Here is a 14,769-nt window from a genome sequence, read left to right on the forward strand (position 1 = left end):
TAAATGAGAATTGCAGATTATAGCGTGACCAAGGCAGTGCTGGAGCGTCACGGTTTTACCTTTAAAAAGTCCTTCGGGCAAAATTTCCTGACGGATACCAATATCCTTCAAAAGATCGTGGATACGGCTGAAATTGATGACCAGGTCAATGTCATCGAAATCGGGCCAGGAATTGGTGCTTTGACGGAGTTTTTGGCTGAGCGTGCGGCAGAGGTCATGGCTTTTGAGATTGACCATCGTTTGGTGCCAATCCTAGCTGATACCTTGCGTGATTTTGATAATGTAACAGTAGTCAACGAGGACATTCTCAAGGTCGATTTGGCGCAACATATCCAGAATTTTAAAAATCCTGATCTGCCAATCAAGGTAGTAGCCAACTTGCCCTACTATATTACAACGCCTATTCTCATGCACTTGATCGAGAGTGGCATTCCTTTTAGTGAGTTTGTCGTCATGATGCAAAAAGAAGTGGCGAATCGCATCTCAGCACAGCCAAATACCAAGGCTTACGGTAGTTTGTCTATCGCTGTGCAGTATTACATGACAGCCAAGGTTGCCTTCATCGTGCCTCGTACGGTCTTTGTTCCTGCGCCAAATGTGGACTCAGCTATCCTGAAAATGGTACGCCGCCCAGATCCAGCCGTAGCAGTAGAAGACGAGAACTTCTTCTTTAAGGTTTCCAAGGCTAGTTTCACTCATCGTCGCAAGACCTTGTGGAACAACTTAACAGGCTACTTTGGGAAAACTGATGAAGTCAAGGATAAGCTGACCAAGGCTTTGGACCAGGCAGGCTTATCTCCATCTGTGCGTGGTGAAGCTCTCAGCTTGGAAGAGTTTGCCAGTCTAGCAGATGCACTTAAAGGACAAGGACTCTAAGATGCAGGGACAAATTATTAAAGCCTTGGCAGGATTCTACTATGTAGAGAGTGATGGCCAAGTCTATCAGACACGTGCGCGTGGGAATTTCCGCAAAAAAGGTCATACACCCTATGTTGGGGATTGGGTAGATTTTTCTGCAGAGGAAAATTCCGAAGGTTATATCCTCAAGATTCATGAACGGAAAAACAGTCTGGTTCGTCCGCCTATTGTTAATATTGACCAAGCTGTGGTGATCATGTCCGTCAAGGAACCAGACTTCAACAGCAATTTGCTGGATCGTTTCTTGGTTCTTTTGGAGCACAAGGGCATCCATCCTATCGTCTATATTTCTAAAATGGACTTGCTGGAAGATAGGGAAGAATTAAGTTTTTACCAACAAACCTATCGTGCCATTGGTTACGACTTTGTGACTAGTAAAGAAGAACTTTTGCCTTTGTTGACAGGAAAAGTGACGGTCTTTATGGGGCAGACAGGTGTTGGAAAATCAACCCTCCTCAATAAAATCGCACCAGACCTCAATCTTGAAACAGGAGAGATCTCAGACAGTCTGGGTCGCGGTCGTCATACCACTCGAGCTGTTAGTTTTTACAACCTCAATGGTGGGAAAATCGCAGACACGCCAGGATTTTCATCACTGGATTATGAAGTGTCAACGGCTGAAGACCTTAATCAGGCCTTCCCAGAGCTTGCTAGTGTCAGCCGAGATTGTAAGTTCCGTACTTGTACCCATACCCATGAGCCGTCTTGTGCAGTCAAACCAGCTGTTGAAGAGGGTACCATTGCAACCTTCCGTTTTGACAACTACCTGCAATTCCTCAGTGAAATTGAAAATCGCAGAGAAACCTATAAAAAAGTCAGCAAAAAAATTCCAAAATAAGGAGAAACCTATGTCTCAATACAAGATTGCTCCGTCAATTCTGGCAGCAGATTATGCCAACTTTGAACGTGAAATCAAACGCCTAGAAGCAACTGGAGCAGAGTATGCCCATATCGATATCATGGATGGTCACTTTGTACCACAAATCAGCTTTGGTGCAGGTGTAGTCGAGAGCCTTCGCCCCCATAGTAAGATGGTCTTTGATTGCCACTTGATGGTGGCGAATCCTGAGCATCATCTAGAGGATTTTGCGCGTGCAGGGGCAGATATCATCAGTATCCATGTAGAAGCAACACCTCATATTCATGGAGCACTTCAAAAGATTCGCTCTCTTGGTGTCAAACCTTCGGTTGTTATCAATCCTGGTACACCTGTGGAGGCGATCAAGCACGTGCTTCACCTAGTTGACCAAGTCTTGGTCATGACAGTTAATCCTGGCTTCGGTGGTCAAGCCTTTCTGCCTGAAACCATGGACAAGGTTCGTGAGTTAGTTGCCCTTCGTCAGGAAAAAGGTTTGAGCTTTGAAGTTGAAGTCGATGGCGGGATTGATGACCAGACCATTGCTCAAGCCAAAGAAGCTGGTGCGACCGTTTTTGTAGCAGGATCCTATGTCTTTAAGGGAGATGTCAATGAACGAGTGCAAACTCTCAGAAAACAATTGGACTAGGGTTGCCGTTTTTGCAGGTGGAGACCGTGGTCATTATCGGACGGATTTTGATTGCTTTGTCGGTGTGGATCGTGGTTCGCTCTGGGTCTTGGAAGAAGATCTGCCTCTCGCTCTAGCAGTTGGGGATTTTGATTCGGTAACCGCAGACGAACGTCAGTTGATTCAAAAACGTGCTCAGCACTTTATCCAAGCTCGGCCGGAAAAAGATGATACGGATCTGGAACTAGCACTCTTAACGATTTTTGAAAAAAATCCTCAAGCTCAGGTGACTATTTTCGGTGCTCTTGGTGGTCGCATTGATCATATGCTGGCCAATGTCTTTTTACCTAGCAATCCCAAGTTGGCACCCTATATGTGTCAGATAGCGATTGAAGATGGGCAAAATTTGATTAGCTATTGTCCAGAAGGGACCAGTCAGTTAGAACCGCGTTCAGGCTACGACTATCTAGCTTTTATGCCAGTTCGGGATAGCAGGTTGACCATTCTCGGAGCTAAGTACGAATTGACTGAGGAGAATTTTTTCTTTAAAAAAGTGTACGCTTCTAACGAATATATAGATAGGGAAGTTTCGGTGACTTGCCCAGATGGCTATGTCGTCGTGCTGCATAGCAAGGACAGGAGGTAGGATGGAGACTGTATTATTACTATTATTAATTGCCAACCTAGCTGGACTCTTTCTCATTTGGCAAAGGCAGGATAAGCAGGAGAAACACCTAAGCAAGAGTTTGGAGGATCAGGCAGACAATCTTTCAGATCAATTGGATTATCGTTTTGAACAAGCCAGGCAAGCCAGCCAGCTAGATCAAAAAGATTTGGAAGTGGCTGTCAGCGATCGTTTGCAAGAAGTGCGAATGGAGTTGCATCAAGGCTTGACTCAAGTCCGTCAAGAAATGACAGATAATCTCCTCCAAACCAGAGACAAGACCGACCAACGTCTCCAAGCCTTGCAAGAATCCAATGAGCAACACTTGGAACAAATGCGCCAAACGGTCGAGGAAAAGTTGGAAAAGACCTTGCAGACGCGCTTGCAGGCTTCCTTCGAGACAGTTTCTAAGCAACTGGAGTCTGTCAATCGTGGCCTTGGAGAAATGCAGACAGTTGCCCGCGATGTCGGAGCCCTCAATAAGGTTCTCTCTGGAACCAAGACGCGAGGGATTCTGGGAGAATTGCAACTGGGGCAAATCATCGAAGACATCATGACACCAGCCCAGTATGAACGAGAATACGCAACGGTTGAGAACTCTAGCGAGCGAGTAGAGTACGCTATCAAGTTACCTGGACAGGGTGATCGGGAATATGTCTATTTACCGATTGACTCCAAGTTTCCACTGGCAGATTATTACCGCCTAGAAGAAGCCTATGAAGCGGGTGACAAGGACGAGATTGAACGCTGTCGCAAATCTCTCTTGGCAAGCGTTAAGCGTTTCGCCAAGGATATCAAGAGCAAGTATATAGCGCCACCTCGGACAACCAATTTTGGGGTCTTGTTTGTTCCGACAGAAGGACTTTATTCAGAGATTGTTCGCAATCCGGTCTTCTTTGATGATTTGAGACGGGAGGAGCAGATTATTGTCGCAGGTCCAAGTACCCTATCAGCCCTGCTTAACTCTCTATCAGTTGGCTTCAAGACTCTCAATATCCAAAAGAGTGCCGACCATATCAGTAAGACCCTTGCTAGCGTTAAGACCGAGTTCGGCAAGTTTGGGGGAATTTTGGTTAAGGCACAAAAACATCTTCAACATGCCTCTGGCAATATTGATGAATTATTAAACCGTCGTACTACAGCTATTGAGCGGACGCTCCGTCACATTGAGTTATCAGAAGGTGAGCCTGCGCTTGATCTACTCCATTTCCAAGAAGATGAGGAAGAATATGAAGATTAGTCACATGAAAAAAGATGAGCTGTTTGAAGGTTTTTACCTGATTAAGTCAGCTGACCTGAGACAGACGCGTGCTGGGAAAAACTACCTAGCCTTTACCTTCCAAGACGATAGTGGCGAGATTGAAGGGAAACTCTGGGATGCCCAACCTCATAACGTTGAGGCCTTTACCGCAGGGAAAGTAGTCCACATGCAAGGGCGCAGAGAAGTTTATAACAACACTCCTCAAGTCAATCAAATTACTCTCCGCCTGCCTCAGCCTGGCGAACCCAACGATCCAGCTGATTTCAAGGTCAAGTCACCAGTTGATGTCAAGGAAATCCGTGACTACATGTCGCAGATGGTTTTCAAGATTGAAAATCCTGTTTGGCAACGAATTGTTCGAAATCTCTACACCAAGTATGATAAGGAATTCTACTCCTATCCAGCTGCCAAGACCAACCACCATGCCTTTGAAACGGGTTTGGCCTATCATACAGCGACCATGGTGCGCTTGGCAGATGCCATTAGCGAAATCTATCCTCAGCTCAATAAGAGCCTCCTCTATGCGGGGATTATGTTGCATGACTTGGCTAAAGTCATTGAGTTGACGGGACCAGACCAGACGGAGTACACAGTGCGAGGCAATCTCATCGGCCATATAGCCCTCATCGATAGCGAAATTACCAAGACAGTCATGGAACTCGGCATCGATGATACTAGAGAAGAAGTGGTGTTACTGCGCCATGTCATCCTCAGTCATCATGGCTTGCTAGAGTATGGAAGTCCAGTCCGTCCACGCATTATGGAGGCAGAGATTATCCATATGATTGACAATCTAGATGCCAGCATGATGATGATGTCAACAGCTCTGGCTTTGGTGGACAAAGGAGAGATGACCAATAAAATCTTCGCTATGGACAATCGTTCCTTCTATAAACCAGATTTAGATTAATAATTTAAGAAAAACGAGCATTTTTTACGCAATAATGTTCGTTTTTTTATGTGAATGTGGTATAATGGATAAGATATCAAAATTAAATGGAATGGTAAATAAAAATGAAATTAAGAAGAAGTGATCGGATGGTTGTCATTTCCAACTATTTGATTAATAATCCATACAAACTAACAAGTCTCAACACCTTTGCAGAAAAGTACGAATCTGCTAAATCATCGATTTCAGAGGATATCGTGATTATCAAGCGTGCCTTTGAGGAAATCGAAATCGGCCATATTCAGACTGTGACTGGAGCAGGTGGTGGCGTTATCTTTACACCATCAATTTCTAGTCATGAAGCTAAAGAAATGATTGCAGACTTGCGTGACAAACTTTCAGAAAGTGATCGTATCTTGCCGGGCGGCTATATCTATCTGTCTGATCTGCTTAGTACGCCTGCCATTTTGAAAAATATTGGTCGTATCATTGCCAAGAGCTTTATGGACCAAAAAATCGATGCCGTTATGACAGTAGCAACAAAAGGTGTTCCGCTCGCAAATGCAGTTGCCAATGTCCTCAATGTTCCATTTGTCATTGTGCGCCGTGACTTGAAAATCACAGAAGGTTCAACGGTCAGTGTCAACTATGTATCAGGTTCCAGTGGTGACCGCATTGAGAAAATGTTCCTTTCAAAACGTAGCCTCAAAGCAGGCAGTCGTGTCTTGATTGTGGATGACTTCTTGAAAGGCGGCGGAACTGTCAATGGGATGATTAGTCTCTTGCGTGAGTTCGACTCTGAACTAGCTGGTGTCGCAGTCTTTGCAGACAATGCCCAAGAAGAACGTGAAAAGCAGTTCGATTACAAGTCACTCTTGAAAGTAACCAATATTGATGTCAAGAACCAATCCATCGATGTCGAGATTGGAAATATCTTTGACGAAGACAAATAAGAGGTAGAACTAAAGGTTGGAACGATTGTCCCAGCCTTTCTTTGCAAACAGAATAGAAGGAAGCTTATGAAAACACCATTTATCAGCCGAGAAGATTTAGAAACAATTGTTGCAGAGTTCCCGACTCCCTTTCACTTGTATGACGAGAAGGGGATTCGCGAAAAAGCAAGAGCGGTCAACCAAGCTTTTTCCTGGAACGAGGGCTTTAAGGAATATTTTGCAGTCAAGGCCACCCCAACACCAGCCATCTTGAAAATCCTCAAAGAGGAAGGCTGTGGTGTGGACTGTTCCAGTTATGTGGAGCTCCTGATGAGCCATAAACTTGGATTTGCAGGTCCTGAGATCATGTTCTCATCAAACAATACACCAGACCAAGAGTATGCCTATGCCCATGAATTGGGTGCAACTATTAACTTGGATGCCTTTGAAGACATTGAGCATCTAGAGCGAGCTACAGGTATCCCAGAAATCATCTCTTGTCGTTACAATCCAGGCGGAGTCTTTGAATTAGGAACAGACATTATGGACAATCCTGGGGAGGCCAAGTTTGGTATGACCAAGGATCAACTCTTTGAAGCCTTTGCAGTTTTGAAGGAAAAAGGAGCCAAGACTTTTGGGATTCATTCCTTCCTAGCATCCAATACCGTGACCCATCTCTACTATCCAGAGTTGGCTAGTCAGCTCTTTGAATTAGCTGTGGAAATCAAAGAAAAATTGGGCATTTCACTGGACTTTATTAACCTTTCTGGCGGAATCGGTGTTAACTACTGCCCAGATCAGGAGCCAAATGACATCGCTGTGATTGGTGAGGGCGTGCGAAAGGTTTATGAAGAAGTCCTCACACCTGCAGGACTTGGTCAGGTCAAGATTTTCACCGAATTGGGTCGTTTTATGTTAGCCCCTCACGGAGCTTTAGTCACAAGAGTCACTCATAAGAAAAAAACTTATCGTACCTATCTAGGTGTGGATGCATCAGCAGTCAACCTCATGCGCCCAGCCATGTATGGAGCCTATCACCATATCACCAATCTGACCCATCTAGATGGGCCAGTTGAGGTCGTAGACGTGGTCGGTTCACTCTGTGAAAACAATGATAAATTTGCCGTCAATCGCGAACTGCCTCATACAGAAATCGGTGATTTACTGGTGATTCATGATACAGGTGCACATGGATTCTCCATGGGTTATCAGTACAATGCCAAACTGCGCTCGGCAGAAATCCTCTATACCGAAGAAGGCAAAGCCCGTCAAATCCGCCGTGCAGAGCGTCCTGAGGACTATTTTGCAACCTTGTATGGTTTTGATTTTGAACCCGATCATTAAAAAAATGAAAATGAAAGTGAAAAACAGATTGCTTTCTAAAAAATAGACAAAAATCTTGTTTTTCCCTCAAGTCGTGATATAATAAAACTATAAAACGGTTTCAAGGAAGGTGACGATATGTCTGAAGAAACAATTGACTATGGACAAGTGACAGGAATGGTGCATTCGACAGAGAGTTTTGGGGCGGTAGATGGTCCTGGGATTCGTTTTATTGTCTTTTTGCAGGGTTGTCACATGCGTTGCCAGTACTGCCATAACCCAGACACATGGGCTATGGAGACCAATAAATCACGTGAACGGACAGTAGACGATGTCTTGACAGAAGCCCTTCGCTATCGTGGTTTCTGGGGAGACAAGGGAGGAATCACTGTCAGTGGAGGAGAGGCTCTCTTACAGATTGATTTCTTGATTGCCCTCTTTACCAAGGCTAAGGAACAAGGAATCCACTGTACCTTGGACACCTGTGCCCTGCCTTTCCGTAATAAACCACGTTACCTTGAGAAGTTTGACAAACTTATGGCTGTCACTGACTTGGTTCTCTTGGATATCAAGGAAATCAACGAAGAACAGCACAAGATTGTCACTAGCCAAACCAATAAAAATATCTTGGCCTGTGCCCGGTACCTATCAGATATTGGAAAACCTGTCTGGATTCGCCATGTGCTAGTTCCAGGTTTGACAGACAGAGATGAGGACTTGATCGAACTTGGTAAGTTTGTCAAGACCCTTAAAAACGTTGACAAGTTTGAAATCCTACCTTATCACACTATGGGTGAGTTCAAATGGCGTGAATTGGGAATTCCTTATTCGCTCGAAGGGGTAAAACCTCCAACAGCAGATCGCGTTAAGAATGCCAAGGAATTGATGGATACAGAAAGCTATCAAGACTATATGAAACGTGTACATGGATAAAAAGAAGCCTGATGGAAACATCGGGCTTTTGTGATGCAAAAAGACTTAGCCTTTCAGCTAAGCTTTTTGAGTCTTATCTAGATCGTTGTTTGCCAGAGTTGCGGTTTTTCTTTTTCTTATTGGTTGTGATAGCCTGAGGCTGCTTAGGAGTCACATCTTTTCTTGCACCTGCAGAAGGGCTGACTTTCGGAGGGTTCTTTTCGTATTCTTCACGTACTTTTTGACGAAGTTTTGGACGAACGACATAGTTGACGATAAACTGTTGGAGAATCATCATGAAACCACCGACAACCCAGTAAAGTGTTACACTGGCTGGTGAGAAGAGGGAGAAGATAACAATCATGAGTGGGCTCATGTAGATCATTTTCTTAAGTTGTTCTCTTTGCATCTCATCTTCTACTCCATGAAGCGAGAGGAGAGATTGGATGTAGTAAAGAATACCTGCAAAGGCTACGAGGAGCATGCTTGGTGAGCCTAGTTCGATACCGAGAAAGCTAGATCCTGCGACCCCTTCAGTATGTTGGGCTGCAAAGTAGATAGCAGAGAAGAAAGGCATTTGGAGCAAGATAGGGAAACATCCGACGCCTCCTAGCATGCTGATACCATGTTCTTTTTGGGCGGCAAAGAGAGCTTGTTGAGCCTCAAGTTTTTCTTCTTGAGTTGTTGCTTCTTTAAGACGTGTTTGATGTGGTTCAAGCACGTGTTTGAGGGCGTTCATCTTTTCAGAGTGAAGCGTCGCCTTCCACGATTGGTAGATACCGAGTGGCAAGATAATCAAGCGTACGATAATGGTGACGATGATAATCCCCATCCCAAAACCAAGTCCCATATCATTAGCAAAGTATTTGATGGCCTCTGCCATAGGCGCTCCGATGGTGTTCCAGATAAATCCAGTCGGTTCTCCAGTAGTTTTATCAACAGAAACACAGCCTGTCAAGATAAGTAGCATAGCCACTCCCATAGCAGAGAGGGCAAAACGTTTAATAGATTTCAATGTTTTCATTCCTTCTTTAAAAATTATACCTTTCTATTCTACTGTTTTTTTGTAAAATATACAATAGTTCTGGAGACCTAATTTGCGACTTTGAAGTCTGAATAGGAGGAAAAGTTGCTCATTTGTACATCTAGATAGGTAACTTTTGAGAAAGGTGTCGGACCTTTTCGGATTTCTTGGATAAATTTTGCCATAGTGGCAGAGGAGTCTGCCTGAGCGAGAATTTCCACTGTGCCATCGTCATTATTCCAGACACGACCAGTGATGCCACCGATTTCAAGCGCTAGAGTATAAACGCCCCAACGAAAACCAACACCCTGCACCCTACCTTGGGCAATCATTCTAACCTTTTGCATACTAACCCCCTTTAATTGTGTTATAATGTTTCTATGACTATTATAACCTCAAAAGCTAATTCTGTGGTAAAAAATGCCAAGAAATTGCATCAAAAAAAATATCGAAAGTCTGCTTATTTGATTGAAGGCTGGCACTTGTTTGAAGAAGCTGTTCAAGCAGGAGTAACGATTGAGAAAATCTTTGCTCTGGAAAGTCACCGAGATCAGTTAGCTGCTTTTCCTCAAACTGTCTGGGTTTCAGAGGAGATTTTGCGGGACTTAGCAGATACGCAAACCCCTCAAGGCATTGTCGCAGTTATTCAAAAAGAAGAAATGGGACTGCCTGATCTCCGTCAGGGTAAGTTTCTATTTTTAGAAGATGTTCAAGATCCTGGTAATGTTGGCACCATGATTCGGACGGCGGATGCTGCAGGTTTTACAGGGGTCATTGTTTCAGACAAGTCAGCGGATATCTACAGTCTCAAGACTTTGCGTTCCATGCAGGGAAGTCATTTTCATTTGCCCATCTATCGTATGCCTGTTGCCACCTTTGTAGAAGGGGCTAAAAAGAGTGGCTTGCCCATTCTGGCAACGACCTTATCTAAAGAATCCAAGGACTATCGTGAACTTTCTCCCCTAGAAAACTTTGCTTTAGTCATGGGAAATGAAGGACAGGGAATTAGTTCTGTCATGGTTGAGAGTGCTGATCAGTTGGTTCATATAAGCATGAAAGGTCGAGCAGAGAGTCTCAATGTTGCCATTGCAGCAGGCATTTTGATGTTTTATTTCAGCTAATTTATAAAATCTTTGTTATAATCAAGACATATTTATAGAAAAAGGAGAATCGGAATGAATCAAACAATTATTCAAGAACGTTCAGGGCTCAATCAATTTTACGCTAAGGTTTACGCCTTTGTGGGACTTGGGATTGGTCTATCAGCTCTCGTGTCAGCTTTGATGTTGACAGTCTTTCAATCCCAATTGGTCTATTTTCTAATGCATGGCCGTCTCTGGCTGATGATTGCAACTTTTGCAGAACTTGCTTTGGTCTTTGTTGCAAGTAGCATGGCTGCAAAAAATAGCCCAGCAGCTCTCCCAGTATTTTTAGTTTATTCTGTTTTAAATGGCTTCACACTTAGCTTTGTCGTAGCCTTCTATACACCTGGGACCGTATTATCAGCCTTTGTATCCAGCGCCCTTCTCTTCTTTGTCATGGCGGCAATCGGAATTTTCACTAAGAAAGATTTGAGTGGAATGGGCCGAGCTTTGATGGCGGCGCTTGTTGGTCTCATCATTGCCATGATTGTGAATATTTTCTTAGCTAGCGGCTTCTTTGACTACATGATTAGTATTGCCATGGTCTTGGTTTTCTCAGGTTTGATTGCTTGGGACAACCAAAAGATTCGCTATGTTTATGAGCAGTCACGAGGACAAGTAGCGACAGGTTGGGTTATCTCAATGGCGCTCAGTATCTACCTAGACTTTATCAACCTCTTCCTTAGCATTTTACGAATCTTTGGTCGAAACGATTAAAGAATTATAGAGTCAGTGTTCTAAAGAGCACTGACTTTTTCTTATTTACTCTTTCCTTTTCTTGAAAATAGGTGTATAATGCTTTTAACTAATTTTTTAGGAGTAGTTATGAAGAAAAGCTTTATTCATCAGCAAGAAGAAATTTCTTTTGTTAAAAACACCTTTACCCAGTATTTGAAAGATAAGTTAGAAGTTGTCGAGGTTCAAGGTCCTATCTTGAGCAAGGTCGGGGATGGGATGCAGGATAACCTGTCTGGTGTCGAACATCCAGTATCGGTGAAGGTCTTGCAGATTCCAGATGAAACCTATGAAGTCGTTCACTCACTTGCCAAATGGAAACGTCACACTTTGGCTCGCTTTGGTTTCGGTGAAGGAGAAGGTCTGTTTGTTCACATGAAGGCCCTTCGTCCAGACGAAGATTCGCTTGATGCGACCCACTCTGTTTATGTGGACCAGTGGGACTGGGAAAAAGTGATTCCAAATGGTCAACGCAATATCGCTTATCTCAAAGAAACAGTTGAGAAGATTTACAAGGCCATTCGTCTGACAGAGCTAGCAGTAGAAGCCCGCTATGATATCGAATCTATCTTGCCAAAACAAATCACCTTTATCCATACAGAAGAGTTGGTGGAACGTTACCCAGACTTGACACCGAAAGAGCGTGAAAATGAAATCTGTAAAGAGTTCGGTGCAGTCTTCTTGATTGGTATTGGTGGCGAGTTACCTGACGGGAAACCTCATGACGGTCGTGCCCCTGACTACGATGACTGGACAACAGAGTCTGAGAATGGCTACAAGGGATTGAATGGGGATATTCTAGTTTGGAATGAACCTCTTGGTTGTGCCTTTGAACTTTCCTCAATGGGGATTCGGGTAGATGAAGACACGCTTCGTCGCCAAGTTGCCCTTACAGGAGACGAAGATCGTCTTGAGTTGGAATGGCATAAGGCTCTGCTTAACGGCCTTTTCCCATTGACAATCGGTGGAGGTATCGGACAGTCTCGGATGGCCATGTTCCTTCTTCGTAAGAAACACATCGGAGAGGTTCAGACCAGTGTTTGGCCTCAAGAAGTTCGCGATACGTACGAAAATATTTTGTAGAGAATCGAACCGTAAGGTTCGGTTTTCTTTCTCTTTTTGCCTATAATTTGGTATAATAAACGGTATGAAAATCGTATCAGGAATCTACGGAGGGCGTCCTCTCAAGACGCTAGAAGGCAAGACGACTAGGCCGACATCAGATAAGGTGCGTGGAGCTATCTTTAATATGATTGGCCCCTATTTTGAGGGTGGACGTGTCTTGGATCTTTATGCTGGCAGTGGCGGTTTATCTATTGAGGCAGTATCGCGTGGCATGTCCCATGCTGTTTTAGTAGAACGGGATCGAAAGGCACAAGCTATCGTCGCTGAAAATATCCAGATGACCAAAGAAGTTTCTAAATTTCAACTCTTAAGGATGGAGGCTGAACGGGCCTTGGAGCAAATGAATGGTCCCTTTGACCTGGTCTTTTTAGATCCTCCCTATGCCAAGGAACAAATCGTTGCAGATATCGAAAAAATGGCAGAAAGAAACCTTTTCTCCGAAGAGATCATGGTCGTCTGCGAAACCGATAAGTCTGTAGAACTTCCGGAAGAAATCGCCTACTTAGGCATCTGGAAGGAAAAAATATATGGGATTAGTAAGGTGACAGTCTATGTCAGATAAAATTGGATTATTTACAGGTTCATTTGATCCGATGACAAATGGACATCTGGATATCATTGAACGTGCCAGCAGACTCTTTGATAAGCTCTATGTCGGGGTTTTCTACAATCCCCACAAACAAGGCTTTCTCCCCGTTGAAAATCGCAAACGAGCAGTTGAAAAAGCTGTGGCGCATTTAGGTAATGTAGAGGTGTTGGCTTCTCATGACCAACTAGTCGTCGATGTCGCAAGAAGACTGGGTGCTAAAACTCTTGTCCGTGGCTTGCGGAATGCCACCGACTTGCAATACGAGTCTAGTTTTGATTACTACAATCATCAACTGGCTCCAGAAATCGAAACCATTTACCTATATAGTCGCCCAGAGCATCTTTATATTAGCTCTTCAGCCGTGAGAGAGCTCCTGAAGTTTGGTCAGGAGATTCAGCAATATGTCCCAAACAGTGTTGTGGAGGAATTAGAACATGAAGAAAAAAACTAGATGGCCCTTATATGTCATCCTAGCACTAGTATTGACTTTTTTAGCCTTTGTAGTACCTTTACCTTACTACATAGAAGTTCCAGGTGGAGCGGAAGATATTCGTCAAGTTTTGAAAGTAAATGAAACAGAAGATACAGAAGCAGGAGCTTACCAGTTTGTAACAGTCGGTATTCGACATGCAACCCTGTCGCATCTTGTCTATGCTTGGTTAACACCTTTCACGGATATTAGAAGCGCTCAGGAGACAACGGGTGGCTCTACAGATGCAGAGTTTATGCGGATCAATCAGTTCTACATGCAAACATCCCAAAATATGGCCAAGTATCAAGGCTTGAAGACGGCTGGCAAGGATATCGAACTCAAGTACTTGGGAGTTTATGTCTTGACCGTGACAGAAAATTCAACTTTTAAGGGCATTCTGAACATTGCGGATACAGTGACGGCTGTTAATGATAAGACGTTTGACAGTTCCAAGGACTTGGTTGATTATGTCAACTCTCAAAAACTAGGAGATCCAGTCAAGGTAACCTACGAAGAAGACGGAAAAGTCAAGACGGCTGAAGGTAAAATTATCACTCTCGAAAACGGGAAAAACGGGATTGGGATTGGTCTGATTGACCGTACGGAAGTGACCAGTGATATTCCAATTCGCTTTTCAACGGCTGGTATCGGGGGGCCAAGTGCCGGTCTCATGTTTAGTCTCGCTATCTACACCCAGATAGCAGATCCAGGTCTTCGTAATGGCCGCATCGTTGCGGGAACGGGAACTATTGATCGCGATGGAAATGTTGGTGACATCGGTGGAATTGACAAAAAAGTAGTTGCAGCCTCTCGTCAGGGAGCCAACATCTTTTTTGCTCCTGACAATCCAGTCACCGAGGAAGCAAAAAAAGCAGATCCCAATGCGAAAAGCAACTATGAAACAGCCCTAGAAGCTGCTAAAACAATCAAGACAGAGATGAAAATCGTGCCTGTAAAAACCTTGCAGGATGCGATTGATTATCTTAAAAACAATCCCTAATCCGTAGAAAAATCGAAAACTAGCGCGTAAGCGGATAAGGTGGTATAATAGTCAAATGGTTCAATTATTATTCACTTTAAGTAGTCATATGCTCTTTATTTATTTGAGTTTTTATCTTTTGAAAGATCTTGTGAGATGGGAAAAGGTTTTAAAAGTGACCGCTATTAACACAAAAAAAGTTCGTTTATTGGTAGGCTTCTTTAGTATTGTAATGGGCTACATCTTGAGTTCATTCTTTATCAGTTTGTACCAACTGTGGCAAGAAGCACTTAGAGGACTATTATAAAATCAAAAGTAAA

18 protein-coding genes are annotated in these 14,769 nt (G+C 43.7%); 16 read left to right on the plus strand and 2 right to left on the minus strand.

Annotation, left to right across the window (positions count from 1 at the left end; translation table 11 throughout):
* Positions 1-3: 3 nt before the first annotated feature.
* From rsmA to pflA, 9 genes are all read left to right on the plus strand, one after another.
* Entirely contained in the window at positions 4-876 is an 873-nt protein-coding gene (gene rsmA / locus HF881_RS05460; RefSeq protein ID WP_169446743.1) for a 16S rRNA (adenine(1518)-N(6)/adenine(1519)-N(6))-dimethyltransferase RsmA, read from the plus strand.
* A gap of 1 nt (position 877) precedes the next feature.
* Positions 878-1,756: a ribosome small subunit-dependent GTPase A gene (rsgA, locus tag HF881_RS05465; protein ID WP_169446744.1), complete on the plus strand. Its 879-nt coding sequence runs from the start codon at positions 878-880 to the stop codon at positions 1,754-1,756.
* A 10-nt stretch (positions 1,757-1,766) separates the two neighbouring features.
* Positions 1,767-2,423 carry a ribulose-phosphate 3-epimerase gene (gene rpe, locus HF881_RS05470; RefSeq protein ID WP_169446745.1) on the plus strand — a complete coding sequence of 219 codons (657 nt, stop codon included), beginning with the start codon at positions 1,767-1,769 and terminating at the stop codon, positions 2,421-2,423.
* Entirely contained in the window at positions 2,386-3,048 is a 663-nt protein-coding gene (locus HF881_RS05475) for a thiamine diphosphokinase (RefSeq protein WP_169446746.1), read from the plus strand. The genes rpe and HF881_RS05475 overlap by 38 nt, the downstream gene beginning before the upstream one ends.
* Before the next feature lies 1 nt (position 3,049).
* Positions 3,050-4,306, plus strand: a complete 1,257-nt coding sequence (locus HF881_RS05480; protein ID WP_169446747.1) for a DNA recombination protein RmuC — start codon at positions 3,050-3,052, stop codon at positions 4,304-4,306.
* Entirely contained in the window at positions 4,296-5,237 is a 942-nt protein-coding gene (locus tag HF881_RS05485; RefSeq protein ID WP_169446748.1) for a 3'-5' exoribonuclease YhaM family protein, read from the plus strand. Before HF881_RS05480 ends, HF881_RS05485 begins: the two co-directional genes overlap by 11 nt.
* Positions 5,238-5,341: 104 nt before the next feature.
* Positions 5,342-6,169 carry a pur operon repressor gene (gene purR, locus HF881_RS05490; protein ID WP_002874197.1) on the plus strand — a complete coding sequence of 276 codons (828 nt, stop codon included), beginning with the start codon at positions 5,342-5,344 and terminating at the stop codon, positions 6,167-6,169.
* Positions 6,170-6,235: 66 nt separating this feature from the next.
* Positions 6,236-7,492, plus strand: coding sequence for a diaminopimelate decarboxylase (locus HF881_RS05495; RefSeq protein WP_169446749.1), 1,257 nt, complete (start codon positions 6,236-6,238; stop codon positions 7,490-7,492).
* A 117-nt stretch (positions 7,493-7,609) separates the two neighbouring features.
* Complete coding sequence (gene pflA, locus HF881_RS05500; RefSeq protein WP_169446750.1) at positions 7,610-8,404, plus strand: pyruvate formate-lyase-activating protein; 795 nt, start codon at positions 7,610-7,612, stop codon at positions 8,402-8,404.
* A 73-nt stretch (positions 8,405-8,477) separates the two neighbouring features.
* On the opposite strand, the gene yidC is transcribed toward pflA, so the two are convergent.
* Together yidC and HF881_RS05510 are read right to left on the minus strand one after the other, a co-directional pair.
* Positions 8,478-9,398 (minus strand): membrane protein insertase YidC, encoded by a 921-nt coding sequence (yidC, locus tag HF881_RS05505; protein WP_169446800.1) that lies wholly within the window; start codon positions 9,396-9,398, stop codon positions 8,478-8,480.
* A gap of 77 nt (positions 9,399-9,475) precedes the next feature.
* Positions 9,476-9,754: an acylphosphatase gene (locus HF881_RS05510; RefSeq protein WP_001174620.1), complete on the minus strand. Its 279-nt coding sequence runs from the start codon at positions 9,752-9,754 to the stop codon at positions 9,476-9,478.
* Positions 9,755-9,787: 33 nt separating this feature from the next.
* On the opposite strand from HF881_RS05510, the gene HF881_RS05515 reads away from it, so the two are divergent.
* From HF881_RS05515 to HF881_RS05545, 7 genes are all read left to right on the plus strand, one after another.
* Positions 9,788-10,528: an RNA methyltransferase gene (locus tag HF881_RS05515; RefSeq protein ID WP_169446751.1), complete on the plus strand. Its 741-nt coding sequence runs from the start codon at positions 9,788-9,790 to the stop codon at positions 10,526-10,528.
* 54 nt (positions 10,529-10,582) lie between these two features.
* The gene (locus tag HF881_RS05520; protein WP_125398448.1) at positions 10,583-11,266 is read left to right on the plus strand and encodes a Bax inhibitor-1/YccA family protein; all 684 of its coding nucleotides are present in this window, start codon (positions 10,583-10,585) and stop codon (positions 11,264-11,266) included.
* A 108-nt stretch (positions 11,267-11,374) separates the two neighbouring features.
* Complete coding sequence (gene asnA / locus HF881_RS05525; RefSeq protein WP_061418164.1) at positions 11,375-12,367, plus strand: aspartate--ammonia ligase; 993 nt, start codon at positions 11,375-11,377, stop codon at positions 12,365-12,367.
* A 64-nt stretch (positions 12,368-12,431) separates the two neighbouring features.
* Complete coding sequence (gene rsmD / locus HF881_RS05530; protein WP_169446752.1) at positions 12,432-12,971, plus strand: 16S rRNA (guanine(966)-N(2))-methyltransferase RsmD; 540 nt, start codon at positions 12,432-12,434, stop codon at positions 12,969-12,971.
* Positions 12,961-13,449 (plus strand): pantetheine-phosphate adenylyltransferase, encoded by a 489-nt coding sequence (gene coaD, locus HF881_RS05535; RefSeq protein ID WP_169446753.1) that lies wholly within the window; start codon positions 12,961-12,963, stop codon positions 13,447-13,449. Before rsmD ends, coaD begins: the two co-directional genes overlap by 11 nt.
* On the plus strand, positions 13,433-14,470 hold the full coding sequence (locus HF881_RS05540; protein WP_169446754.1) for a SepM family pheromone-processing serine protease: 1,038 nt from the start codon (positions 13,433-13,435) through the stop codon (positions 14,468-14,470). The genes coaD and HF881_RS05540 overlap by 17 nt, the downstream gene beginning before the upstream one ends.
* Positions 14,471-14,525: 55 nt before the next feature.
* Complete coding sequence (locus HF881_RS05545; protein ID WP_080980999.1) at positions 14,526-14,756, plus strand: DUF1146 family protein; 231 nt, start codon at positions 14,526-14,528, stop codon at positions 14,754-14,756.
* Positions 14,757-14,769 lie beyond the last annotated feature (13 nt).

This window comes from Streptococcus sp. WB01_FAA12, from assembly GCF_012843315.1.
GTDB lineage: Bacteria > Bacillota > Bacilli > Lactobacillales > Streptococcaceae > Streptococcus.